The sequence below is a fragment of the Streptomyces sp. NPDC002888 genome, assembly GCF_042888465.1.
Taxonomy (GTDB): Bacteria; Actinomycetota; Actinomycetes; order Streptomycetales; family Streptomycetaceae; genus Streptomyces.
Genome location: NZ_JBIAPU010000042.1, coordinates 57,152 through 81,966, shown reverse-complemented (window position 1 = coordinate 81,966; position 24,815 = coordinate 57,152). Strand labels below are relative to the sequence as shown.

Genomic DNA, 24,815 nt, shown 5'->3' with positions numbered 1-24,815 from the left:
CCCCTTTACCTTCTCCCCCGCCCCCCCCCCCCGCCCGGGCCCCCCCCCGCCGCCCCCCCCCCCCCCGGGCGGGCCGGGGGCGCCCCCCCCCCCCCCCCCCCCCCCCCCCCCCCCCCCCCCCCCCCCCACCTCGCCTCGCCTGTCACGCCCAACCCGCAGTCGGCATACGGCCGTTCCCCCCACATCCCCCCGAGGGTTCCCCCCACCTCGCGCGTAAACAGAAGCGACGTTGCCGACGGCATACGCGGAGCAAGGAGCAGGGGACGACATGAGATTCCTGGAGCGGGAGCGCGCCGCACTCACCAAGCTGCTGCCGGGGCTCGACGAGAGTCTGAGCGCGGTACCGCTGATGACCCTGGAGGCACCCGGGAGCCCGGGGATCCGGCTGTTCCGGGACAGCGGGGGTCCGGGGCTGCTGGTCCCGGAGTCGCTGCAGGGGCGGGGAGCCTCCGCGCTCGACGCGCTTCGGGTACAGCGTGCCCTGGGCAGCCGATCCCCCTCCCTCGCCGTGGCCACGACGATGCACCACTTCTCGATGGCCACTCTGGTCGGCCTCAGCGACACCGGCGAGGGACTGGAGTCGATGCTCGTCGAGGGCGTCGCCTCCGCGAACCGTCTCGTGGCCTCCGGGTTCGCCGAGGGCCGCAGCGGCACCGGCATCCTCTCGCCGACCATGTCCGCGACCCCCACCGACGAGGGCGTACGGATCACCGGCGTGAAGCGGCCGTGCAGCCTGGCCCGTTCCATGGACCTGCTCACCGCCAGCGTCGTGATCCCCTGCGAGGACGGGGAGGGGCAAGAGCTGGCCGTCGCCCTGATCCCCGCTGAAACCGAAGGGCTCAGCGTCAGCGGCTTCTGGTCCAGCAGCTATCTCGCCGGCGCCGAGAGCGACCAGGTCAGCCTGGACAACGTGCTCGTGCCGCCGGAGCTCCTGGTGCGCACCGCGTCCCCGGCCGGGGCACGGCTGGACGAGGTGCAGACCATCGGCCTCGTCTGGTTCGAGCTGCTCATGACCGGCAGCTACCTCGGCGCGGCCAGCGCCCTGGTGGAGCGGGTGCTGCTGAACGACCGCGTGCCCGATGCCGAACGGGTCGGGCTCCTCGTGGCCGTCGAGGGCGCGATGGCCGCGGCCGAGGGCCTCGCCCGGCGCGTGGACGCGGGCACTCCCGACGAGGGCACTCCCGACGAGTCCACGCTCGCCGACTCGCTGTACGTCCGCTACACCGTCCAGGACGCGCTCACCCGGATCGTCCCGCGCGCGGTCGAGCTGCTCGGCGGGCTGAACTTCATGTCGTCCGACGAGGTCGGTTACCTCGCCGCCTGCACCACCGGCCTCGCCCTGCACCCACCGTCGCGCTCCCGCATGACCGGCCCGCTGGCCGCGTACCTCGCCGACGCACCCCTGACCATCGCCTGACCGACCTGATCCACGCGGCACAGCGCGACCACCCGGCCGATGCCCCGCGCCGCCACGGCCACGCGACCGCGCCCGCGCCGCAGCACCCCTCCCCCTCCGCCCCGCCGCCCCTCCATCCCGGCACCCGCACCCGACGCTCGCGCCGCCACACCCGCGCGCCCCGTGCCGCCCAACCCCGCACGCACTCACCCGACCGAGGGGAACATCGTCATGCCCGAACCCCGCTCGCCCCACCTCACCGCCGCGCCCGGCGGAAAACGGCCGACGCTGCTGCTCACCGGCGGGTCCGGGGTGCTCGGCCGAGCCCTGATCGAAGAGCTGTCGCCCCGCTTCCGCCTCGTCTGCCTGCGGCACCGCACCCCTGTCGGCGACCCCCGGGTCGAGGAGGTCCACGCCGACCTACTGGAGCCCGGACTCGGCCTGTCCGAAGCGGAGTTGGGGCGACTGGCCGCCGACGTGGACGTGGTCGTGCACTCCGCCGCCGCCACCAACTGGAAGGCCGCGCCCGAGTCGATCCGGCGAGCCAACCTGGACGGCACCCTCACGATGCTCGGCCTGGCCGCCCGCGCCGACGCGCCGTTCTACCACCTGAGCACCGCCTTCGTGGCGAACCCGCTCGCCCCGGAGGAGCAGGAGCGCTTCCCGGGCGCCGCCGCCTACCTGGCCTCGAAGACCGAGGCCGAGCGGGCCGTGCGTGAAGCGCCCGTGCCCGGGGTGATCGTGCGCCCGTCGGTGGTCATGGGCGACTCCGTCACCGGCCGCATCGCCGGCACGCAGGGACTGACCCGGGCGCTGGGCGCCATCGTCAAGGGCCAGGTGCCGGTGCTGCCGGGGGCGCCCGACGCCCGGATCGACATGGTGCCGCAGGACGTGGTCGCCCGGGCGGTGGGCGACCTGGTGCGCGGCGGGGTCACCGGCGGCGAGTACTGGCTGACGGCCGGCACCGAGGCCCTGCTGCAACGCGAAGTCGTCGACACCTGCCTGGAGTTCGCCGACCGGCACGGACCGCGACCGCACCCGCCCCGGCTGATCCCGCTGGAGTCGGTGCACCGGCTCCTGCTCCCGCTGATCGAGGGGCCGGCCTTCCCGGAGGCGCTGCGCCGCCGGTTCCAGACGTACGCGGAGCTTCTGCTGGTCTTCCAGCGCGCGCTCCCCTTCGAGTCCTCCCTCGGTGCGCCGCACTGCGGCTCACGTCTTTCGAAGGCCGACCTCCAGGAGGCGCTGGTGCGCAACCTGGCCGCCTGGTCCACCGGCCCCGGGGGCCTGCGCGGCCGCCCGCAACGGACCCGGCCCACCGAGGAACAGACGGCCCAGCACACCGTACTCACAAGGGAGTTGGCGTCATGACGGCCACCACCCCCACGACCACCGCCGAAGCCACGCCCACCACGGTCGCTGAGGCAGTCCCCTCCCCCACCCGGATCGCCCGCCTCTACCGCGACCACCTCGCCGCCGGTCGCGCCGTCCTCGGCACCGTGCTCGGCGGGATGGTGGAGACGGCGTCCGAGGGTGCCTGGGTGTTCACGCAGGACGGCCGCCGCTACCTTGACTTCGGTGGGTACGGCGTCTTCATCCTGGGCCACCGGCACCCCGCCGTGACCGCGGCCGTGCACCGTCAGGTGGACACGCATCCGCTGGCGAGCCGGGTCTTCCTGGAGCCGGTCGCGGCGCGCGCCGCCGAGGCCCTGGCCGCGCACACCCCCGACGGCCTCGACCGCGTGCACTTCGTCAACTCCGGTGCGGAGGCGACCGAGGCGGCACTGAAACTGGCCCGCGCCCACGGCCACACCGCGCTGGTCAGCGCCGCGGGCGGCTACCACGGCAAGACCCTGGGCGCGCTGAGCGCCACCGCCAACCCCACCTACCAGCGGCCCTTCGAGCCCCTGCTGCCGGACACCACGGTCGTCCCGTACGGCGACGCGGGCGCGCTGGCGGAAACGCTCGCCCTGCTCGGCGAGCGCGCGTGCGTGATCGTCGAGCCGGTGCAGGGCGAAGGGGGCGTACGGATCCCCCCGCCCGGATACCTGGCGGAGGTCGGCCGGCTGTGCGCGGCGCACGGCGCCTTCCTCGTCGTCGACGAGATCCAGACGGGCCTGGGGCGATTGGGCTCGTGGTGGGGTCTGGACGGCGAGCGGGTACGCCCGGACGCGCTCCTCGTCGGCAAGTCGCTGAGCGGCGGTGTCGTCCCGGTGGCCGCGATGGTCGCCACCGACAAGGCCTACCATCCGTTCTCCCGTGACCCCTACCTGCACACCTCCACCTTCGCCGCCTCCCCCATCGCCTGCGCCGCCGCGCTCGCCGCGGTCGAGACGCTGGACCGGGAGGACGCCGTCTCCCGCGCCCGGGCGATCGGCCTGCGGCTGCTGCACGGCGTGCGCGCGGTCTGCGCCCCCTACCTCGGAGGCCTGGTGAGCGAGGTGCGGGGGCGGGGGCTGCTGATCGGTCTGGAGTTGACCGTCGAGCAGGCCGTGGGCGAGATGATCCTCGAACTCGTCGGCCACGGCGTCCTGGTGAACCACTCCCTCAACGCCGGCCGCGTCCTGCGCCTCACCCCGCCGGCCGTCGTCGGCCCGGACGAGGTGCGACTGTTCCTGGACGCCCTGACCGATGCGCTGCGCGCGGTCGCGGCACGCCTCGGCTGACACACCCGACCCCACCCCCACCCAAGGAGAGGTACTGCCCTCATGCGTCACGTCACCGTACGAATGACCGCTCACGACGTCGACCCCGAGACCGCCTACCAGCGGATCCGTGACTTCCGGCGCTACCCGGACGTCACCGAGACCGTGCGCGAGGTCGTGGTGCATCCACCCGGCCCGGACGGCACGGTGGTGTCGGACTGGACGGTGCGTTTCCGCAACGGTCTGATGTGCTGGCGGGAGCGCGACGCCTTCTACCCGGAGACCCTGGCCCTGGGATTCACCCAACTCAGCGGCGACTTCGAGGTGTTCGAGGGTACGTGGCGGTGCGCGCCCAGCGCCGCGCACGGCACGGACGTCACCTTCGACGCCGCGTTCGACCTGGGCATCCCTACCCTGGCGGAGCTCCTCGACCCGGTGGCCGAGTCGACGTTGCGCACCAACATCGAGCGGATCCTCACCGGGCTGCTCGGCCGGGTCACCACCGCGCCGGCCCCGCTCGCCGACACCGCCGCGCCCGTCCATGGCTGACACCGTGCCGGCTCCGGGGTACGCGGCGGGCTGGGACGCCCTGCGGGACGAGCCCGGCCCGGACACGGTCCGCTGCCTCGGCCTCTACGCCAAGCTGTCGGCCGGCGTCACAGTGGTCACCGCCCTCGACACCGGCGGCCGGCCCACCGGGATGACGGTGTCCGCCCTGACGTCGCTGTCGGCGCGGCCGCCCCTGGTGCTGGCCTGTCTGCGTGGCGGCTCCCGCACCCTGGCGGCGCTGCGGGAGCAAGGCACCTTCGCGGTAAGCCTTCTGACGGTACATCAGGCGAGGCTGGCCGAGCGCTTCGCCGACCCGTCCGTGCCGCCCGCGCTGCGGTTCACGGACGTCCCCGTGCGGCACGTCCTCGGCCTGCCCGTCCTCGCCGAGGCGCTCGCCTGGTCGGTGTGTGTCGTCGAGGACGTCCGTCCCTACGGCGACCACCACGCGGTCGTCGGCCGCGTACGGGCGGTGCACGTGGGCGGCGGACGGCCGCTGCTGTGGCACGACCGTACGTTCCGCACCCTGACCTGACCCCACCCACACCGCGTCACCCCAGTGTCGGACGCCCGGCCGGAGCCCCGGCCGGGCGTTCGGCACACCCGTGTCCCGTCGAACCCCAGGAGGCCCCATGTCCCTGCCCCGCGTTCCCGGACCGAACGACGACAGCGTGGTGACCGCGCTGTCCCGCACCCCGGAACGGCTGTCCGGTCACACCCGGTCCGCGGGCCACCGTCTCGGCGCTGCCCTCGACGGCGATCCGGCCGAGGACGACTGGGGCCGGCCGCCGGACGGGGAGCACCCCTACCCCGTCGTCCTCGTGCACGGCACGCTCGGCGACCGGGAGTCCGTCTGGCGGGAGGCGGCCCCCGCGCTCAGAGCCGCCGGGCACCGGATCTTCCGCCTGAACTACGGGGAGTTGCCGACACTGCCGCGGCTGTACGGGCTGGGCGACATCCGGGCCTCGGCCCGGGAACTCGCCGCCTTCGTCGACCGGGTACTGGCCGACACCCGGGCGGAGAAGGTGAACCTGGTCGGCCACTCCCAGGGCGGGATGCTGCCGCACCACTACCTCAAGTACCTGGGCGGGGCGCCGAAGGTGCACCACGTCGTCGGGATCGCGCCCAGCAACCACGGGGTCACGGTGGAGGGGCTGACGGCGCTGGTCCGCCAGGCGCCTGGGGTGCGGGAGGTCGCCGAGGAACGGTTGCTGTTCCGGGTGAGCCCCGCCTTCGCTCAACTGCTCCACGACTCGGAGTTCGTCGCGGAGCTGGTGGCCCCCGGCGACACCGTGGACGGCGTGCGCTACACCGTCATCTGGTCGACCCGGGACGAGGTGGTCAAGCCGCCCGGGTCGCAGCGGCTCACGTCGACCGCGCCGCACCACCCGGTCACCAACCTGTGCCTCCAGGACCTCGTCCCTGACAGCCGCGCCACGCACCTGGCACTGCCGTACGACCCGGTCGTCGTACGGGAGACCGTGCGGGCGCTGGCCGGCTGAACACACGCACGGCGGTGGGGGGGGGGGGGGGGGGGGGGGGGGGGGGGGGCGCCCCCCCGCGGCCCGCCCCCCCCCCCCCGCGCGCGCCCGCCCCCCCCCCCCCCCCCCCCCCCCCCCCCCCCCCCCCCCCCCCCACCGCCGTGTCACCCACTCGTCGCGTCAGTACGCCGTGCAGCGGCCCTTCTCGCCCTGCCAGAAGCACACCTGGCCGAACACGTCGAACCCGGCGACCCCGTTGGGGTCGATCTTGTCGAACCTGGGCTTCGGGATCTGCAGGCCGTTGATGCCGTCCCCGGCGAGGGGCCCGCTGGTCACCGTGCGGTCCGGGACGGGGCTGCCCTCCTTGAGGTCGCCCTTGAAGTAGAGGCTGCCGACGTCACCGGTGTTCCAGGTGCCGATGCCGTTGCCCTCCACGGAGAACGTCGGGACCGGCACGCCACCGAATCTGCCGGTGCCCTCCACCTCGAAGACGATGTCGGTCAGCTCCGGCGCCGCTCCGCTCGGCGAGCGGCAGTCCCGGTAGCCGATGTGCCCGGTGACCTGGGCTTCCCGGACGAGCAGGCCGAGCGGTGGGCTGAAGTTCACCTCGGCGTCCAGTCGGCACACGAGATCGGGCACCGGGGCCTGTGGGCCGTCCGGGGCCGCGTGGGCCGCGGGGGCGAGGAGGCCCAGGCCGGCCAGGAGGGCGGCGGGCAGGGCGACCCTGCGCAGACGGGTCCGCCGAGTGGTCGGCTGCTGAGTCGTCGCGATCTTCATGAGGGGTGTTTCCCTTCTGTCGGTTGCGGTGTCGGTCGCCGGGGTCACGCCGTGACGGTCCCCGAGCGGAGCACCTCGCTGGCGGAGCCGAGGTGCCGGGCGAGGTCCCGGTAGGACTCCAGGACCCCTGTCTCGGTGTACGGAATCCCGCGCTCGGCGCAGAACTCCTTGACCAGGGGGTAGGCGTGCCGCAGCGCGGAGCGCGGCATACCGGGGAACAGGTGGTGCTCGATCTGGTAGTTGAGGCCGCCGTAGAGGAAGTCGCCGAGGAAGCCGGTGGGCAGGGTGCGGGAGGTGAGCACCTGGCGTTCCAGCCAGCTCCACTCCCGGCCCACCCGGGTCGGCAGTCCCTTGTGGTTGACGGCGAAGGCCAGTCCGAGCAGATAGCCGAGGACGCCCTGGTGCACGGCCAGGAACAGCGCGACGGCCGGCCACGGCAGGAGCAGGAAGAGGGCGCCGAAGAAGAGCACGGCGTGCAGGGCCATCAGGCCTCCCTCCAGCCAGGGGCGGCGTACGGCGCGCCGGCGCAGCGCGATGACGCCGGCGATGCGCAGCACCACGCCCTCCAGGCCGAGCAGCGGGAAGAACAGGTGGCGTTGGTGGGCGGCGAGGAAGCGGGCCAGGCCCGTGCGCTGCCGGGCCTGTTCCGGGGCGAAGATCGCCACGCGGCGCAGGATGTCCGGGTCGAGCTCCAGGTGGTTGGGGTGGTTGTGGTGCCGGTTGTGGTGCTGGACCCACCAGCCGAAGCAGACGCCGAGCATCAGGTTGCCGTGGATCAGGCCGAGGGCCCGGATGGTCTTCTGGGACCTGCTGATCTGCCGGTGCCCGGCATCGTGCAGGAGGAAGGCGAGCTGTTCGTGCCAGACGGCGAGCCAGAGCGCCGCGAGGACCACCTGCCACCAGGCGCCGTCCGAGAGGACGAGCGCCGCCCAGCCGACGGCGTTCATCGTCCACACCACCGCGATGGCGGTGACGTACTGGCCGCGGCGGGCCCGCATGAGCCCGGCGTCCGTCACGCGCCGGGTGAGTTCACGGAAGTCCTCCTCCGCCGCGCCGGATTCCCGCGGCGCGGAGTCGACTGCCGGAATGTCGGTCATGGAGTGCCACCGGGCCTTTCGCTGTGGGGTGTTCGCGAGGGTTCACGTCGGGGGCTCACGGGGTTCACGGGGTTCATGGCGCCAGGCCCATGTCGGCGAGACGGGCCCGCTGGGTGGCGCGCGCCCACTCCGAGGCGGTCAGCATCCGCTCCTCGGGCGTGGTGTCGACGAGACGACGGCCCGGCCACACCTCGTAGTCGCCGGCGATGTCCCGATGCTGTTCCAGGCCCTGCTGGTAGAGCTGTTCGCGCCGGAAGGTGAGCTGCTGCACGGGCAGCCGGGACCACAACTCCGTTCCAAGGAAGACCAGTTCACGGATCCGGTTCAGGTCCTCGGGGTGCCGGAGCAGATGGCGCCGTACGATCGTGGTGCCGACGGAGAGATGACGGATCTCGTCGATACCGGCCGTCCGCTCGATCTCGGCGGCCGGCGGGTCGAAGGGCCGCCACTTGCGTTCGCTCAGCTCGGCGGTGGGTGCGAGTACGCCCTCGACGAGGACGGTGAGGGTCACCACGCCGCCGATGTAGTCCCGTCCGTCGCGCAGGACGCCGAGGCCGAACTCCTCCAACGGGGTCAGGACAGCGTCCCGGTCGGCGCCGGCGAGCGACTCCATCGTGGACTCCAACTCCTCCCCCGGGACGCCGAGTTCGAGGAGATGGCCGCGGAAGGCGTAAGCGTGCCGGGCCTCGTCGACCAGTTGGGTGGTGAAGAAGTCCATCCCGGCGAGGTCGGGGGCGTTCGCGACGAGGTGGGAGATGGCGCGGGCGGCCTTCTCCTCCGCCATGGAGCGGAAGGCCAGCTCCTGCATCACGGCCTGCCGCAGCGGGCCGTCTCGGAGCATGTGGTCGGGCACCGGCACGTCCGGCGATCGGCCCATCGGATCGCCGCCGAGCGTGCCCTCGGGCACGGCACGGAACCAGTAGCCGAGGTCGCAGCCCTCCGGCGTGAGCTCGGTGTGCAGGGCCCCGTCCAGCAGGCTCGGGGCACGGTGCCGGTCGGCCTCCGCCGGGACGTTCCCGGCGACGGCAGGGCCGTGCGCGATGAAAGTCGTCATCTCAGCCTTTCTCTCGAAGACGCAGATGGGTGGGGCTGCTCAGACCGCCTTGGTCAGGCGCATCAGCCGCCATACGGCGCCGGCGCTCACCCGGCCCTGGAAGGCCAGGTACTCGGGTTCGATCAGCTGCGGGCGCCATTTGAGCTTGAAGGACTCCTGGCTGGCCGCCGGGTACACCGCCTGGCCCTTGGCGGCGAGCAGTTCGAGGCAGCGGCGCAGCGCTCCACTGGTCGGGCCGAACGCGCAGTTGTCCGGCCTTAGTTGGACGAAGGGGGTGAAGCCGAGATGCAGCCAGCCGCACCCCTCCTCCTGGAACCGGCGCAGGGCGGTGGCGAACACCAGCTCCACCGTGCCGGGTGGGGCGTCGGGCAGACGGCGCGTCAGGTCGTAGAGCCAGCCCGCCCGTTGACCGAAGACGGGCGAGTACGACACATAGCCCACGGTCCGTCCGGCGTGGACGGCGGTGAACAGGCGGCGGTGGGGTGCGCCCGGACCGCCCCGTTCGCCGATCAGGAAGTCGAGCTCCTTGACGTGCCGGCCCTTGCCGCGCAGCCAGGCCCGGTCCACGGCGTCGAGGGCCGGGGCGTCCCCCTCGTCGGCCTCGGTGACGGTCACGCCCTCCCGGCGGGCCCGGTTGACCATGTTGCGCACCTTGACCATGCGCTGCCCGCCGAGGCCGTATCCGTCGAGGTCGATGCTGAACGAGGCGCCGAACTGGTTGACGACGAAGCCGTGGTGGGCATGGAGTTCGGCCGCCGCCCGCGACAGCTGGACCCCGGTGACCCGGCGGCCCTCCCCCACGGCCCGCGTGAGCAACGCGGTCAGCAGCCGCTCCCTGTCCCCGTCGGCGCAGACCGGCCCGCCGAGCTGGAACAGGTGCCGCCGTCCGCCCTCCCGGTAGGGGACGAAGCCGTCGACGCCTTCCGTGAGGAAGCGCCGGTTGCCGCTGTTGAGGGCGAGGAAGGCGCTGCTGTGGCTGCCGTGGCGGCGCAGCATGTCGTACGCCTCGGTGTCGGTCACCGTCTGCCGGGCCTGCCGGGTGCTCATCGGGTCGCCGCCTGGTGCCAGGGCACGGTCGCGAAGTCCCGTAGCGCGGTCTGGACGGCGGGGTGGGGACGTGGCTCGAAGGAGACGGTGAACGACTTGGGGAAGTTGCCGAACAGGGCGCGGTCGCCGCAGAGATGGATCGGCAGGACGAGCAGCGCCCACTCCCAGCCGAACGCCAGGACCCAGGCACCGAGGACTGCGCCCTGCACGCTCAGGCTGTGCATGAGGTTGTAGAGGACGTAGTGGACGCGGGGGATCCGCTGGTCGGGGCTGCGGTGGTAGGCGATCGCGCCGGGGAGATACCCGATGAGGTCGACGTAGAGGAAGAGGCCGGCCGCGACCCACCAGCGCACCTCGTCGAGGTGGGCGAGGAGGAAGCCGGCGGCGACCAGCAGGCCGAACAGGTACTCCAGGCGCAGCAGCCGGTAGGTGGTGGGGGTGTGGCAGAGGTTGTGGCCGTCCACCGCCGTCACCGCCCGCCGGACGGCCGGGTCGCCGTCACCAGGATCATGCTCTGCTTCTCCAGACCCGGGTACGCGGCCAGGTGCGGGGCGAACCGCTGGAGCGCGTACGGCAGGGCGAGGAGGTCCGCGACCCGGGCCTGCCAGCCGCGCTCGCCCCACCACTGCTCGGGGTCGGCGAGGTGCCACACCCAGGGCGTGCCCGAGCCGGAGAGGGCGTCCAGCCAGGGCCTGACGAAGGGCGAGTCGGCGGTGTCGGCGTTCAGGCACTCGGCGCCGAGTGTGCTGCCGGGCGCGGACAGCTCGCCCGCGGTGGCGACCAAGCGGTCCACGGCCTCGGGCGCCAGGTAGAAGAGGAGTCCCTCGCACAGCCAGGCGGTGGGGCGGTCGGGGTCGAATCCGGCCGCGAGCAACGGCTCGCGCCAGTCGGCGAGGAGGTCGGCGGCGACCGGCGTACGGCTCTCCGCGGCCGGGGTGTGCCCGGCCAGGACCCGCTCCTTGAAGGTGTGCACGGCCGGCAGGTCGACCTCGAAGACCCGGGTGCCGTCGGGCCAGTCGAGCCGGTAGGCGCGGGTGTCGAGGCCGGCCCCGAGCAGGACGACCTGACGGCGGCCCTCATGGGCGGTGGCGAGGAGGTGGTCGTCGAAGAAGCGAGTGCGCACGGCCAGCCAGTCGGGCAGCACCTGCTGGAGGAGACCGCTACCCGGCGGCGCGACCGCCGTCCCGGCGCCGGTCAGGAACTCTGCGGCCAGCGAGTCGTGGAACAGCGCGTCGCTGCGGGCGGACTCCTCGGCCCGCATACGGACGGTCCACAGGGCCGTGCTCGAGACCCCCTCCAACGGGGCGGTGACGGCCGGGGTTTCGTGGTGCGGCAGGAACATGGGCATGGCGAATCCTTGGTAAGTGATGTGCACGGTTGCGGTTGCTGTCGCGGTTGCGGTTGCGGTCAGCGGGGTGAGCGGCGGCGGTCGAGGAACAGGGCCGCGGCGCCGAGGGCCATGAGGCCGCGCGAGGGGGCCCAGGGGCGCTGGCCGCCGAGGGCCGCGGGCGTGTACGGCTCGTTGACCTGGACGGCGAAGCGGCGGTTGGCGACGTCGGCGAGCAGGCCGCGCCACTGCTCCGGGCCCGTGGTGACGGCGGTGAGGAGGTCCATGGTGTTGCGGGCCACCTGGTCGACGGAGAAGTACTCCCGCAGCAGGGCGAGGATGATGCCGCGCGCCTCCGCCTTGAAGACCTCCGCGAGGGCGATGTCCGGTGCCAGGCACCGCACGGAACCCTCCAGGTTCGCGAAGGACTTGCCGAGCAGGGAGATGGCGGGCGCGGAGCCGATGCCCCGTCTGGTCGCCTTCTCCAGGACGGTGGTCAGGGAGACGCCGAAGTTGATGTCCTCCAGGGAGGCGGTGGCGACCTTGGGCACCAGGGCCGCCATGTCGGAGGCGAAGGCCGGCAGGTTGGACCACGGGGTGACCCGGCCCATGTCCGCCCAGGCCCAGGCCAGGCCGTGGCCGTCGTTCTGGGCGATGGACATCAGCAGCGGCAGCAGGCGCAGGCTGGTGCGCCGGTCGAGTCTGCCGACCATGCCCCAGTCGATGAGGGTGGCCGGGCCGCCGGGCTGGGCGAAGACGTTGCCGGCGTGGGGGTCGGCGTGGAACATCCGGTCCACGAAGTAGCCCCGGTACATGAAGCGCAGGAGGTCCTTGCCGATCTCCATGCGCTCGCTGTCGCGGAACATACGGCGGTCGAGGTGGCGTACGGAGGCGCCGGGGGCCAGCGACTGCACCAGCACCTTGGGGGTGGCGTGCAGGACGCGGGGCACGGCCAGGGTGGGGTAACGGCGGATGTACTCGCGGGCCTCGTCCATGTTGCGGGCCTCGCCGGTGAAGTCCAGTTCCGGTTCCATGGCGTCGAAGATGGAGTCGAGCATGGCCTCGACGTCGATGACCTCGTTGAAGCGGGGTGCGGTGCGGGCGACGATCCTGGACGCCTTGCGCATCAGGGCCATGTCGGCGCGGACCGCGTCCCGGATGCCGGGCCGCTGCACCTTGATCACGGCGGGGCGGCCGCCGGGCAGCAGCACCTTGTAGACCTGCGCGAGAGAGGCGGCGCCGAGCGGGCTGGTGGTCTCCACGTCGTCGAAGCGCAGCTTCCAGTCGGGGCCGAGCTCCTCCCTCAGTACCGGTTCGAAGACGGAGAACGGCTGGACGTCGACTCGGTCGTGCAGGTTCTGGAGCTCGGCGATCATGGCCGGGGGGACCATGTCGGGGCGCGTGGAGAGAATCTGCCCCAGCTTCACATAGAACGGCCCAAGGCTCTCCAACGCCTGCCGCACGGCCCGCGCCCGCCGCGCCCCGTCCCCCGCGCCCCCCTCGGCCTCCTCCGGCGACGACCGCCCCCCACCGAACCGCCGCCGAGCCCGCGCCACCTGCCCGACCTCCTCGGCGACAAGACTCCCCAACACCTTGACGACCAGCCGGAGTCGGGGTCCTAGGGGGGCGGGCATGGGGTACCTCCTGGGGTGGGGGGCCGGTTGGTTGGCGGGGGTGGGGGTCGGTTGGCGGGGGGAGGTGTCGGTCGGCGGGGTGAGTGGCCGGTCGGCTGCGGTCCGTCGGGGGTGAGTGGCCGGTCGGCTGCGGTCCGTCGGGGGTGAGTGGCCGGTCGGCTGCGGTCCGTCGGGGGGCAGGGTGGCCGGAGGAGCAGGGCAGACGACGCCACCCGACACCGATCCGACCGCCCAGCCGACCACGCAAGCCCCGCCCGCCGGGCCAGGACAGTCCCACCCGCGCAGGCTCCGCACCCCTGCCAGGGCAGCACCGGTCCGCCCCGCCGAGGGCAGCACAAGAGCCCACCCGCCCGGGCCGGCACAGCCCCCTCCGCCCCGACGAGGCCACGCAAGGGCCGCCGTCCGCTGCCACCCCGCCCGGAGGCCGACGCAGAGGCCCCCTAGGTCAGGTCGTCTTGCGGCCCGCGCCCGATACCGCTCCGGTGACGTGCTGGACGTTCTCCAGGACGCCGGCCAGGGAAGCGATGAGCTCGGTGAGTTGGGCGATCTGGCGGGGCAGGGCAGCAAGGCCCTCGGCCGCTTCCGCCGCTCCGGACACCACGGATGCCGCGCCGCCCGCGACCTGGCCGAGGGCGCCGAGGGGGTTCGCACCGGTGAGTACGGCGAGCGGATTCGCGCCGCCTGCGAGGGCCGCGAGCGGGTTGCCGCCCGCCACCGCGGCCAACGGGTTCGCCCCGGTCACCGCGGCCAGCGGGTTCACCCCCGCCAGTGCCGCCAGCGGGTTGGGCGCCACCCCGGCCGCCGCGTTCGCCAGCGCCGCGACGGGGTTGGCGACACCGCCGAGGGCCGACAGTGCGCTGACCGTCCGCAGGACGTCCGCCGGCAGCCCGTTCAGCGCCTGATAGGACTGACCCGGATTGAGCCAGTCCCGGGAATTATCATCGTCGCCCTTCCGGTCGAGGATCTCGTCGAATGCCTTTTTCGTGCTGTCGGCGATATCCCCGATGAGGTCCTTGATCGTGTCCTGTGCGTTGTTCTTCCCCACGGTCACTGCCCTTTCACTTCACCGTCCCCCTGAATCCCAGGGGGCACTCTCATGAATTTCCGGGAAATGGAGTTCCGGGAAATTGAATTCCGGAAGAAATAGGGGTTCGGTCAGGCCGCCGCACCGTCCAGAGCTTGCGCGCAGACGAGTCGCAACCGCGCCCGTCCCCGCGTGAAAGCCCCTTCCGCCGCCTTCACCGAGATCTGGTGCATCCGCGCGAACTCCAGCGTGGAGATCCCCTGCGCGCGGGCCAGCACCACCTGTCTCTCCCGCCCGCGCAACTGGTCGACCTGCCCGAGCAGCCAGCGCCCGAAGTCCTTGTCGCAGACGCCCTCGTCCGGCAGCTCGGGCCCGCGCACGTCCGCCGCACGGGTCAACAGCCGCCGCCTGCGCTCCTGTTCACGGTAGTGGTCGACACACAGGCGCAGGGCGACGGAGGTCAGAAAGGGGCCGATCCGAGCCCGGTCCAGATTGCCGTGGGCGGCGGCCCGCAGCATCGCCTCCTGGACCAGGTCCTCCGCGTCCTGCGCGTTCGGCAGCCGTCGGCGCACCAGCCTCATGAGGCGTTCACGGTGACCGGCGATCGCATCCCAGGATAATTCCCTTGGGAACTCATTCGAACAATTCACTAAATCCCTCCACCCGTCACGGAAAAGTTGTCCGACGGCAGACTCGGACAAACGGGGGAAGGACACGTCCACTCATCAGCATGAAGCTGACCGGATTACCCTGCGCCAGGTTCCGCTTCGTGCTAGAAATACCCTGAAAAAAGCCGGTCGGCAGGCCGGTTTCTGCGGGGAAACGTCACACCGCAGGGGAAAGCCTCACGGAGGCAGACAAAAAGGGCTGCCGCGGCTACTGGGACCGAAGCACGAAGGGGTCGCCCTGGGGTCCGTCGCTGGTGTTGACCCACACCGACTTCAGGCGGGTGTACTCCTTGATCGTCTCGGTGCCGTGCTCGACGCCCATTCCGCTGTTCTTGAACCCCGAACGCTGCGACATCGGCGCCATGGCCCGGTAGGTGTTCACCCAGACCGTGCCCGCTTCGAGTGCCGAGGCCATCCGGTGGGCGCGGCCCAGGTCCCTGGTCCAGACACCGGCGGCGAGGCCGTAGTCGGTGTCGTTGGCGAGCCTCGTCACCTCCTCCTCGGTCTCGAAGGGCATGATCGAGGCGACGTCCACTCCCCCACTCCCACCAGGCCGCGGCCCTCACCCTCAGGAGGAAACGACATGTCCGACGACGTCCGCAGGACGCGGGTCATCGAGACCTGGGCCGCGGCCTGGGACCGCGGCGAGGTCGACGCTCTCGACGGCCTGCTCAGCCCCGACTACCGCCGGCGCAGTTCGCCGGCCGAAGAGGGCCAGTCCCTGCGCGAGTTCAAGGCGTCGATCATTGCGGCACGCTCGGCGTTCCCCGATCTCGCCACGACCATCGACGAGATCGTGGCGGAGGGCGATCGTCTGGCGGTGCGCTGGCACAGCTCCGGCCGGCACCAGGGCTCCTTCCTCGGCGTGCCACCGACCAACCGGTCCGTCGAAGTCGACGGGGCCACCTTCGCCCGCTTCGAGGACTACATGGTGGTCGAGGAGTACGTCACCTGGGATCCCCGTACGCTCCTCGCCGCACTCGGCATCATCACCGTCGGGGAGGACCGGTGACCCTCCCCACGCCTACTGACGAGGCAACTGTGAACCAACTCCGCACCCAGCCCGACCAAGAAGTGATGAAGCAGGTCAACCGACGGTTCGTCACCGGGGTGACGGTGGTGACCGCAATGGACGGGGACCACCCCAGGGGGCTGGCGGTGAACGCGTTCGCCAGCATCTCCCTCGGCCCGCCGACGGTGATGGTGTGCGTGCAGCGCACCTCGTCGACCTATGCGTGTCTGTTCCGGGCCTCCCATCTCGCGATCAACATCCTGTCGGCGGAGCAACTGGACGTCGTCCAGCGCTTCGCCGCCAAGTCCGACGACAAGTTCAGCGGTCTCGACTGGGAGCCCGGCCGGTACGGCAGCCCCCTGCTCGGCCGCAGCAGCGCCCAGATGGAGGTGGGAGAACCTCGTCGAGGCCGATGCCGCCGTCGAGGCCGACGACAAGGGGCGCTACGCCGAGCTCGTCGAGGAGTTCCACGACCTTCTGATCACCGGTGCCGACAACGCCAAGCTGGGGGCGCACTACCGCATCCTCATGAACCAGCTGGCCTACTCCCGGCTGGTGACGACCTCGCTCAGCGAGCCCGGCCGGGCCCTGCAGTCCGACCGTGAGCACCACAACGTCGTCGAACTGATCATCGCCAAGGACGGGGACAGTGCGGAGCGGGTGATGCGCGACCACGTCCGCGCGAGTCGCCTGGCTCTCATGGCGGGTCTCACCGCCCTGGGCAACCCCTGACGCCCGACCCGCACACAGCGGGGGAACGAACAAGAGGCCGTATCGACACATCTCGATACGGCCTCTGACCTGCTTCTTCGCAAGTCGGGACGACAGGATTTGAACCTGCGACCCCTTGACCCCCAGTCAAGTGCGCTACCAAGCTGCGCCACGTCCCGGTGCGCCGCACGTGGTGAACCACGTGAACGCGCAGATAAACCCTACCGCACGCCTGCCCGTGCCCCGCACCGCACCGAGCGCTTTTTGGTCTGACCTTTGATATGTTTCATGGATCCGCTGCGTACTCGTGCTCGACGAGAGGCCCGAACCCGTGCAGAGCGCCGCGCCCCCGCCCCGCAGCCCGCGCTTCGCGACGCTGACCGTCCCGAAGGCGTCGGACGTGCTGGCCGCCGAGGTGCGCGAGCGGATCCTGTCCGGGGAGTTCCCGGAGGGCATGGCGCTGCCCGCGGAGCGGCAACTGGTCGAGCAGACGGGGCTGAGCCGCGCGACCGTACGGGAGGCGCTGCGCATCCTGGAGGTCGAGCGGCTCGTGGAGATCCGGCCGGGGCGCGGTGGCGGGGCCTTCGTGCGCAGGCCCGGCCGGGAATCGCTCGTCGGCACCGTGCAGTTGGTCATCCGGGGACAGCGGATCCGGCTGGATGCGCTGCACGAGACCCGCGAGGCGATCGAGCCGACGTGCGCGGCGCTGGCGGCGAAGCGGCGCACCGAGCGGGACCTGGCGGAACTCGACGCCGCCCAGGCCGAGTCGGTCGCGGCGGGCGACGACAGCCGGCGGTTCCTGCGGGCGAACGTCCGCTGGCACGACGCGGTGGCGAAGGCGGGCGACAACGAACTGCTCATCGGGTTCATGAGCGCGCTGTCGCAGTCGATCCACGCGGCCACGGACCTGGAGCCGTTCCTGAACGCCGACTTGCGCGAGGCCACCGCCCGCACGCACGCGAGGATCACCGAGGCGATCCGGGCGGGCGACGAGGGGGCGGCGATGCGGCGCATGTCCCGGCACGTGTGCGGGTTCGCTCGCGCGGCGGCGGACGTGGATGTGCGGGAGCGGCCGGCGCTCGACTGAGGGGTGCCGTCGCGCTGAGGCTGTTCGGCGGCTGCGGGTGTGCTGGGGCTGGTCGCGCAGTTCCCCGCGCCCCTACGGGGCACGTCCGGCGTGCGGGTCGACGAAATCGTCGGACGCCGATAAGGAAAGGCGCACCCCTTACAAGGGTGAACTACCCCTGTCCCGAATGGAATTGCTCCGTTTTTCCGGCCTTCGGGCGGCTACCGATGTTGACCGGATCGATGCGGCGCCGAACTGCGGCGGTCCTTCAACATTGACCCGCGAGTAATAACCGGACCGGACCCCTCATGCCCTCCGGTGAGTTCCGATTCGCCGTCTTTGTTGTGCCGCACCCCCCACCGTGCAGTTTCATCCTTGATTCGGAGAATCATGACGTTTGCTGTGCGCTCCGAGGACGTGATCATCGGCATCACCCCGTTCGGCGAGCCCGACCCCAGGCTCGCGGCGGCGGTCACGCGGGCCGGCGGGCTCGGCGTGCTCGACCTGGCGACCGGCGACCGAAGAGCCCGCGACGCGCTGGCGCGCCTCCGCCGCCTGACGCCGGGCCCCTTCGGTGTCCGTGTCGACGCGCGTTGCCGGCTCGACCTGGCCGACGTCACCTCCGCACCCGGCGACGACGGACTGCACACCGTCGTCCTCGCCGCGGACTCGGCGTGGCGGGTGCGGGACGTCGCCGCCCGGTACCGGGTGCTGGTGGAGGTCACCGACCTGGACGGTGCGCGGGAGGCGGTCCGCGCCGGGGCGCACGGGCTGATCGCCCGTGGCAGCGAGTGCGGCGGCAGGATCGGTGAGCTCAGCACGTTCGTCCTGCTGCAACGGCTGCTCGCCGTGCCCGACGTGGAGCTCCCGGTGTGGGCCTGCGGCGGAATCGGCCCCCGGACGGCGGCCGCAGCGGTGGTGGGCGGGGCGGCCGGGGTCGTCCTGGACACCCAGCTCGCGCTGCTGGCCGAGTCGGCGCTGCCGGAGGCGGCCTCGGCGGCGCTGCGCTCCCTCGACGGCTCGGAGACCGTCGTCGTGGCCGGCCACCGCGTGCTGCTGCGCCGCGGCCCGGACGCCCCGCCGATCCCGGCCGACGACCCGGAGGCGATGGCGGCGGCTCTGGGCGCGCAGGACCCGCGCACCCAGCTGCTGCCGGTGGGGCAGGACGGCTTCCTCGCCGCCCGTTTCGCCGACCGCTGGGGTGACGTCGGGCGGACGGTGCGCGCCCTGACGGACGCGGTGCGCGACGCCGTACGCGACGAGGTGCCGGCCGGGGCGTTGCGGGCGGGGTCGGCGATGAGCCGGGCGCTCGGCACCCGGCTGCCCGTCGCCCAGGGGCCGATGACCCGGGTCAGTGACGGGCCCGCGTTCGCCGCTGCCGTCGCCGGGGGCGGCGTGCTGCCGTTCCTCGCGCTGGCGCTGGCGAGCGGCGAGCAGGCGCGGGAGATGCTCACGCGGACCCGGGACGAAGTGGCCGGCCGGCCCTGGGGCGTCGGTGTGCTCGGCTTCGCGCCGGAGGACGTACGGACCGCGCAGCTGGAGGCGGTACGGCAGCTGCGGCCCACGCACGCGATCATCGCGGGCGGGCGGCCCTCCCAGGCTCAGGCGCTGGAGCGGGACGGGATCCGCACCTTCCTGCACGTGCCCTCGCCGGGACTGCTCGGGCAGTTCCTGCGGGCCGGGGCGCGCCGGTTCGTGTTCGAGGGGTCCGAGTGCGGCGGTCATGTCGGGCCGCGCGGCAGCTTCCCGCTGTGGGAGGCGCAGTCGGCGGTCCTGGAGGACTTCCTTCAGGACCACCCCGCCGACGACGTCGAGGTGTTCTTCGCGGGCGGCGTCCACGACGAGCGGTCGGCGGCGATGGTGGCCGCGCTCGCCGCGCCGCTCACCGCGCGCGGCGTCGCCGTCGGCGTCCTCATGGGCACCGCCTACCTGTTCACCGAGGAGGCCGTGGCACACGGCGCGATCCGGCCCCTGTTCCAGCGTCGGGTGCTGGACGCGGACCGCACGACCCTGCTGGAGACCGCGCCCGGCCACGCCACCCGCTGCGTGCCGAGCCCCTTCACCGCCGACTACCGCGAGCACGAGGCGCGGCTGCGTGCCGCAGGCGTGCCCGACCGGGGGATCTGGGAGGAGCTGGAGCGGCTCAACGTCGGGCGGCTGCGCATCGCCAGCAAGGGCGTCGAGCGCGACGCGGGCGGGGCGCTCGCTGCTGTTGACGAGCAACGCCAGCTCACCGAGGGGATGTTCATGGCCGGGGAGGTGGCCGTCCTGCGCTCGGCGACCACCACCGTCGAGGCCCTGCATCACTCGGTGACGACCGGCGCCGCCGACTTCCTCACCGCACGCGCGCAGGCGTTGCGCGGCCGCTTCGGCGTCGACACCGTCCCGGAGCCCGCGGCGCCCGCCCCGCTGGATGTCGCCGTCGTCGGTATGGCCTGCATGTTCCCGCAGGCGCCCGACCTCACCGCGTTCTGGGCGAACGTCCTCGGCGGCCATGACGCCGTCACCGAGGTCCCGCCCGAGCGCTGGGATCCGGCCGTCCACCACGACCGGGGCGCCACGACCTCCAAGTGGGGCGGCTTCCTCCCGCCGATCCCCTTCGACCCACTGCGCTACGGCATCCCGCCCGCCTCCCTCGGCGGCATCGAGCCGGTCCAGCTGCTGTCCCTGGAGGCCGCCCGGCGTGCGTTGGAGGACGCCGGATACGGCGACGGCGGCCGGGACTTCGACCGCTCCCGCACCTCCGTGGTGTTCGGTGCGGAGGCGGGCAGCGACCTGTCCAACGCGGCGACGCTGCGCGCGGTGCTGCCCTCGTACTACGGGAAGGTCCCGGACGGTCTCGACGAGCAGTTGCCCAGGCTCACCGAGGACTCCTTCCCCGGCATGCTCTCCAACGTCATCTCCGGCCGCATCGCCAACCGGCTGGACCTCGGGGGCGCCAACTACACGGTGGACGCGGCCTGCGCCTCGTCCCTGGCCGCGGTCGACGTCGCCTGCAAGGAGCTCGTCGGCGGCACCAGCGACGTCGTGCTGTGCGGCGGTGCCGACCTCCACAACGGCATCAACGACTACGTCCTCTTCTCGTCCGTGCACGCCCTCTCTCCCACCGGCCGCTCCCGTGCCTTCGACTCCTCGGCCGACGGCATCGCGCTCGGCGAGGGCGTGGCCTGCGTCGTCCTGAAGCGGCTGGCGGACGCCGAGCGCGACGGTGACCGGATCTACGGTGTGATCAAGGGGGTCGGCAGCGCGAGTGACGGACGGTCGCTGGGGCTTACGGCACCCCGCCCGGAGGGCCAGCGGACGGCGTTGGAGCGGGCCTACCGCAACGCGGGCGTCTCCCCCGCCGATGTCGGGCTCGTCGAGGCGCACGGCACCGGGACCGTGGTCGGCGACCGTACCGAACTCACCGTACTGAGCGAGGTGTTCGACGCGGCCGGGGCGCGGCCCGGCGGGTGTGTGCTCGGCTCCGTCAAGTCGCAGATCGGCCACACCAAGTGCGCCGCCGGGCTCGCGGGGCTGATCAAGACCGTGCTCGCGCTGTACACCGGCGTCCGCCCGCCCACACTGCACGTCGAGCGGCCCAACAGGGCCTGGGAGGCGGGCGGCAGCCCCTTCGTCTTCCACCAGCGGGCCCTGCCCTGGGCGGCACCGGCGGAGCAACGCCTCGCGGGGCTCAGCGCGTTCGGCTTCGGCGGCACCAACTTCCATGTGGTGCTCGCCGCCCACGCGGATGGCGTACCACCGGAACAGGGCCTCGACGCGTGGCCCGCCGAGCTGTTCACCTTCCGCGGCCGGGACACGGCGGCGGCACACCGCGCGATCGAGGAGCTGCTGGCGGTCGCCGAGGCGGACGGTCACCCGTGGCGACTGCGCGACCTCGCGCTGAGCGCGGCCCGCCGCGGCGACCCGAGCCACGAGCCGGTCCGGGTGGCTGTCGTGGCGACGGACGTGGAGGGGCTGGTCGGCCTGCTGCGGCGGGCGCTGGCCGGGGAGCACGATCCGGCGCGGGGGGTTCATCTGGCGGGACCCCCGGCACAGGAGACCCCCGGCAAGGTCGCCTTCCTCTTCCCCGGTCAGGGCAGTCAGCGCGTCGGGATGCTCGCCGATGTCTTCGTCGCCTTCCCCGAAATGCGGCACTACCTCGAACTCGGACGCGACCACGCCGACGTGCTCTACCCGCCCGCCGCGTTCGACGACGCCGTGCGCGACCGGCAGCGGGAGGCGCTCACCGACACGCGGGCCGCGCAGCCCGCGCTGGGTGTCGCCGGGCTCGCCGCGCACGCCCTGCTCACGACGGCGGGAGTGCGCCCCGACATGGCGGCCGGGCACAGCTACGGCGAGCTGGTCGCCCTGTGCGCGGCCGGGGCGCTCGACCCCGAAACCCTGCTGGAGCTCAGCACGGAGCGGGCGGCGGCGATCCTCGCGGCCGCCGGGGACGACCCGGGGACCATGGCCGCCGTCTCGGCCGGTGCCGAGGACGTCGCAGGGGCGCTGCGCGCGGCGGGCGCACCGGACTCGGTGGTCGTCGCCAACCGCAACGCGCCCCGCCAGACGGTGATCTCCGGCCCGGCGGACGCCGTCACCGACGCGGTGCGGCTGCTGCGCGAGGCCGGGCTCGGCGCCCAGCGCATCCCGGTGGCCTGCGCCTTCCACAGCCCGCTGGTCGCCGGTGCCACCGACCGGTTCGCCGAGGTGCTCGCCGACCGGCCCGTACGCCCGCCCGAGTTCCCGGTGTGGGCCAACCGCACGGCCGCGCCGTACGGCGCCGACGCGGACGCGGTACGGGCCGAACTCGCCGCCCAGATCGGCGCGCCGGTCGCCTTCGTCGAACAGGTCGAGGCGATGTACGAGGCCGGCGCCCGCGTCTTCGTCGAGGCGGGGCCCGGTTCCGTGCTGACCCGGCTGGTCGGGCAGATCCTCGGCGACCGCCCGCACCGCGCGGTGGCGTGCGAGCCGCGCCCGGACAGCGGTCTGCGTGGCTGGCTCGACGCCCTGGCCCAACTCGCCGTCGCGGGGCTGCCGGTGCGCACCGGGTGGCTGCTGCGCGGCCGGGACGCCGTCGACGCGGTGCGCACGACGGTGCCGAAGCGGCCCGGCTGGACGGTCGACGGACAGCTGGTGCGCACCGCCGCCGGAGAACTCCTGCCCGGTGCGCTCGCACCGGCCCGACGAGTCGTGGAGCCGACTGTGACGACGAATCCCCCGAACGGCGTCCCGTCCGACCGGGACGCCCTGATCGCCGAGTTCCTGCGCACCAGCCGCGAGATGGTCGCCGCCCAGCGGGACGTGCTGCTGACGTACTTCGGGGCGGTGCCCGGGGAGCCGATCGCGGCGCCGGTCGTGCCCGCGGTGGCGGCACCGGTCGCCCCCGTGGCACAGGTCGAGCCCGCGCCGGTGCCGGAAGCCGAACCGGCCCCGAGCCACGACTCCCCCGGGGTGACGGACGTGGAGCGGGTGGTGCTGGAGATCATCAGCAAGCGCACCGGCTACCCCGTGGACATGATCGAGCCCGACCTCGACCTGGAGGCGGACCTCAGCATCGACTCGATCAAGCGCGCGGAGATCGCCGGTGAGCTGGCCAGGCGCCTGGGCGCCGGGGACGGTACGGACCTCGCCGGTCTGGACGACGCCCAGCTGGAGGAGCTGGCGAAGGCGCGGACGGCGGCCGCGGTGACGAGCTGGCTGACGGCGCGACTGGGCGCACCCGCGGCTCCCGCGCCCGCGGAGCAGCTGCCCTCCGCCCCGGCCCCGAGGGGTCCCGTGGAACAGCCCACCGACACCACAACGGCGGCCCCGGACAAGCACCCCGCCGCCTCGGACGAACCTCCCGCCTCCGACGTGACCGGCGAGGCTCCGAAGCGGTACCTCATGCGGCCCGTCCCCCTCGCGCAGGACGGCTCCGCGGACCCCGCCGCCGTCCTGTCCGGCACGCGGTTCGTGATGCTGGGCGACGGCGCCGGGGGCGTGGCCGAGGAGGTGCGCGCCAGGTTCGTCTCCCACGGCGCCGATGTCGTCGTACGCGCTCGGGAGCACCTGCTCACGGAGGCGGACGGCACGGTCGACGGGGTGCTGTACCTCGCTCCGCTGGCGGCCGACGGCGCGCCGGTGCTGCCCGACGCGTTCCCGGTGTTGCAGGCCGCGCTGGCCCGTGGCCCAGGCAGGCTGCTGGCGGTCCGGTCCGCCGGGGGCGATGCGCCGGACCCCGGGACGGCCGGGTTGCACGGGCTGTTCCGTACGGTGGCGCGGGAGTACCCGGACACGGTCGCGCGGGTCGTCGACCTGTCCGACACCTCGCCCGGGGCCGTCGCGCAGGCGCTGGTCGCCGAGCTGACCGCGCCCGACCGGGCTCCGGTCGTCCTGCACACGGCGGCGGGCCGGCACGGCCTGGAGCTCGTCGAGACGCCGCTCGGCGCGCTGGGCACCACGGGTGCCGGGCCGGCCGGGGACGGGGCCGCCGAGGCCGCCGCGCTCGGCCTGGACCGCGACTCGGTGGTCCTGCTGGCCGGCGGGGCCCGGGGCATCACCGCACGGTTCGCCGCCGCGCTGGCCGCCGCCTCCCGGTGCCGCGTCGAGCTGCTCGGCCGGACCCCCGCCCCCGACGGGCCCGAGGACCCGGCGACCACCGGTGCCCGCACCGCCGCCGAACTGCGCGCGGTGCTCGCCTCCCGGGGCGGCCTGACCCCGGCCGAGATCAACCGGGCCGCCGGGCTCGTCCTCGCCCAGCGGGAGATCACCGCCACGCTGCAGGAGCTCACCGCGCTCGGCAGCCGGGTCCGCTACCGCTCGGTGGACTTCCGGGAACCGGACGCGGTGCGCCAGGCGGTCAAGGAGACCCAGGTCGAGCACGGGCGCCTCGACGGCGTGGTCCACGCGGCCGGGGTCATCGAGGACCGGCTGATCGCCGAGAAGACGGCGGAGTCCTTCCAGCGCGTGTACGGCACCAAGGCGGCGGGCGCGGACGCCCTGTTCACGGCGCTCGAGGAGCTGCCCGAGGGACCCGCGTTCGCGGTGCTGTTCGGCAGCATCTCCGCCGTCCTGGGCAACCGGGGCCAGGCGGACTACGCGGCCGCCAACGACGCCCTGGAGACCCTCGGCGCCGCGTGGGCCGCCCGCACCGGACGCCGGGCGCTGACCGTGCACTGGGGGCCGTGGGCGCCCGGCGGCGGCCACGACGGCATGGTGAGTCCGGAACTGGCCCGCGAGTACGCCCGGCGCGGCATCCGGCTGATCGACCCCGAGGAGGGCACCGCGGCCCTGCTGCGGGAGCTCGCCTGGGGCGAGCCGTCGGCCACGTCCGTCGTCTACACCGCGTCCGGCTGGTGACCGGCCCCGT

The 24,815-nt window shown here is 73.3% G+C and carries 20 protein-coding genes, 1 tRNA gene and 1 pseudogene; 11 read left to right on the top strand and 11 right to left on the bottom strand.

The features are described from left to right. Positions 1-268 precede the first annotated feature (268 nt). The 6 genes from ACFYWX_RS43995 (at position 269) to ACFYWX_RS43970 (ending at position 6,086) form a co-directional block, all read left to right on the top strand. Positions 269-1,417 (top strand): acyl-CoA dehydrogenase, encoded by a 1,149-nt coding sequence (locus ACFYWX_RS43995; protein WP_389430972.1) that lies wholly within the window; start codon positions 269-271, stop codon positions 1,415-1,417. Between the two features lie 210 nt (positions 1,418-1,627). Continuing rightward, positions 1,628-2,764 carry an SDR family oxidoreductase gene (locus ACFYWX_RS43990; RefSeq protein ID WP_389430971.1) on the top strand — a complete coding sequence of 379 codons (1,137 nt, stop codon included), beginning with the start codon at positions 1,628-1,630 and terminating at the stop codon, positions 2,762-2,764. Next, complete coding sequence (locus ACFYWX_RS43985) at positions 2,761-4,059, top strand: aspartate aminotransferase family protein (RefSeq protein ID WP_389430970.1); 1,299 nt, start codon at positions 2,761-2,763, stop codon at positions 4,057-4,059. The genes ACFYWX_RS43990 and ACFYWX_RS43985 overlap by 4 nt, the downstream gene beginning before the upstream one ends. A 42-nt stretch (positions 4,060-4,101) precedes the next feature. Beyond that, complete coding sequence (locus tag ACFYWX_RS43980; RefSeq protein ID WP_389430969.1) at positions 4,102-4,587, top strand: SRPBCC family protein; 486 nt, start codon at positions 4,102-4,104, stop codon at positions 4,585-4,587. Further along, positions 4,580-5,119: a flavin reductase family protein gene (locus ACFYWX_RS43975; protein WP_389430967.1), complete on the top strand. Its 540-nt coding sequence runs from the start codon at positions 4,580-4,582 to the stop codon at positions 5,117-5,119. Before ACFYWX_RS43980 ends, ACFYWX_RS43975 begins: the two co-directional genes overlap by 8 nt. Positions 5,120-5,216: 97 nt before the next feature. Further along, positions 5,217-6,086 (top strand): lipase family alpha/beta hydrolase, encoded by an 870-nt coding sequence (locus ACFYWX_RS43970; protein ID WP_389430966.1) that lies wholly within the window; start codon positions 5,217-5,219, stop codon positions 6,084-6,086. A 159-nt stretch (positions 6,087-6,245) separates the two neighbouring features. Here the strand turns inward: ACFYWX_RS43970 and ACFYWX_RS43965 are convergent, their stop codons facing one another. The 10 genes from ACFYWX_RS43965 to ACFYWX_RS43920 form a co-directional block, all read right to left on the bottom strand. Next, a complete protein-coding gene (locus ACFYWX_RS43965; RefSeq protein WP_389430965.1) occupies positions 6,246-6,842 on the bottom strand; it encodes a hypothetical protein in 597 nt (198 codons plus the stop codon). 44 nt (positions 6,843-6,886) lie between these two features. Continuing rightward, on the bottom strand, positions 6,887-7,939 hold the full coding sequence (locus ACFYWX_RS43960; protein WP_389430964.1) for a fatty acid desaturase family protein: 1,053 nt from the start codon (positions 7,937-7,939) through the stop codon (positions 6,887-6,889). A 73-nt stretch (positions 7,940-8,012) separates the two neighbouring features. Next, complete coding sequence (locus ACFYWX_RS43955; RefSeq protein WP_389430963.1) at positions 8,013-8,993, bottom strand: VlmB-like protein; 981 nt, start codon at positions 8,991-8,993, stop codon at positions 8,013-8,015. Positions 8,994-9,032: 39 nt separating this feature from the next. Continuing rightward, positions 9,033-10,040: a phosphatidylglycerol lysyltransferase domain-containing protein gene (locus tag ACFYWX_RS43950; protein WP_389430960.1), complete on the bottom strand. Its 1,008-nt coding sequence runs from the start codon at positions 10,038-10,040 to the stop codon at positions 9,033-9,035. Next, positions 10,037-10,504, bottom strand: a complete 468-nt coding sequence (locus ACFYWX_RS43945; RefSeq protein WP_389430959.1) for a hypothetical protein — start codon at positions 10,502-10,504, stop codon at positions 10,037-10,039. Before ACFYWX_RS43945 ends, ACFYWX_RS43950 begins: the two co-directional genes overlap by 4 nt. Before the next feature lie 5 nt (positions 10,505-10,509). Continuing rightward, a complete protein-coding gene (locus ACFYWX_RS43940) occupies positions 10,510-11,388 on the bottom strand; it encodes an SAM-dependent methyltransferase (RefSeq protein WP_389430957.1) in 879 nt (292 codons plus the stop codon). Between the two features lie 59 nt (positions 11,389-11,447). Continuing rightward, positions 11,448-13,001 carry an ABC1 kinase family protein gene (locus ACFYWX_RS43935; RefSeq protein WP_389430956.1) on the bottom strand — a complete coding sequence of 518 codons (1,554 nt, stop codon included), beginning with the start codon at positions 12,999-13,001 and terminating at the stop codon, positions 11,448-11,450. Positions 13,002-13,446: 445 nt separating this feature from the next. Further along, the gene (locus ACFYWX_RS43930; RefSeq protein ID WP_389430955.1) at positions 13,447-14,046 is read right to left on the bottom strand and encodes a hypothetical protein; all 600 of its coding nucleotides are present in this window, start codon (positions 14,044-14,046) and stop codon (positions 13,447-13,449) included. Between the two features lie 110 nt (positions 14,047-14,156). Then, positions 14,157-14,675 (bottom strand): RNA polymerase sigma factor, encoded by a 519-nt coding sequence (locus ACFYWX_RS43925; RefSeq protein WP_389430985.1) that lies wholly within the window; start codon positions 14,673-14,675, stop codon positions 14,157-14,159. 226 nt (positions 14,676-14,901) lie between these two features. After that, positions 14,902-15,228 (bottom strand): aldehyde dehydrogenase family protein, encoded by a 327-nt coding sequence (locus ACFYWX_RS43920; protein ID WP_389430954.1) that lies wholly within the window; start codon positions 15,226-15,228, stop codon positions 14,902-14,904. A 48-nt stretch (positions 15,229-15,276) separates the two neighbouring features. Between ACFYWX_RS43920 and ACFYWX_RS43915 the strand changes: the two genes are divergently transcribed. The 3 genes and pseudogenes from ACFYWX_RS43915 to ACFYWX_RS43905 all read left to right on the top strand — a co-directional run bounded on the left by ACFYWX_RS43915 (position 15,277) and on the right by ACFYWX_RS43905 (position 16,437). Beyond that, positions 15,277-15,705 (top strand): ester cyclase, encoded by a 429-nt coding sequence (locus ACFYWX_RS43915; protein ID WP_389430953.1) that lies wholly within the window; start codon positions 15,277-15,279, stop codon positions 15,703-15,705. A 65-nt stretch (positions 15,706-15,770) separates the two neighbouring features. Beyond that, positions 15,771-16,034: pseudogene (locus ACFYWX_RS43910) on the top strand (flavin reductase family protein); the annotation flags it as partial. Further along, positions 15,925-16,437 carry an FCD domain-containing protein gene (locus ACFYWX_RS43905; RefSeq protein ID WP_389430952.1) on the top strand — a complete coding sequence of 171 codons (513 nt, stop codon included), beginning with the start codon at positions 15,925-15,927 and terminating at the stop codon, positions 16,435-16,437. The pseudogene ACFYWX_RS43910 and the gene ACFYWX_RS43905, both read left to right, overlap by 110 nt. An 84-nt stretch (positions 16,438-16,521) precedes the next feature. Here the strand turns inward: ACFYWX_RS43905 and ACFYWX_RS43900 are convergent. Continuing rightward, positions 16,522-16,595, bottom strand: a tRNA-Pro gene (locus ACFYWX_RS43900). Between the two features lie 128 nt (positions 16,596-16,723). On the opposite strand from ACFYWX_RS43900, the gene ACFYWX_RS43895 reads away from it, so the two are divergent. Then, on the top strand, positions 16,724-17,503 hold the full coding sequence (locus ACFYWX_RS43895; RefSeq protein WP_389430950.1) for a FadR/GntR family transcriptional regulator: 780 nt from the start codon (positions 16,724-16,726) through the stop codon (positions 17,501-17,503). A gap of 369 nt (positions 17,504-17,872) precedes the next feature. Beyond that, positions 17,873-24,805, top strand: a complete 6,933-nt coding sequence (locus ACFYWX_RS43890; protein WP_389430949.1) for an SDR family oxidoreductase — start codon at positions 17,873-17,875, stop codon at positions 24,803-24,805. The last annotated feature ends 10 nt before the right edge of the window (positions 24,806-24,815 follow it).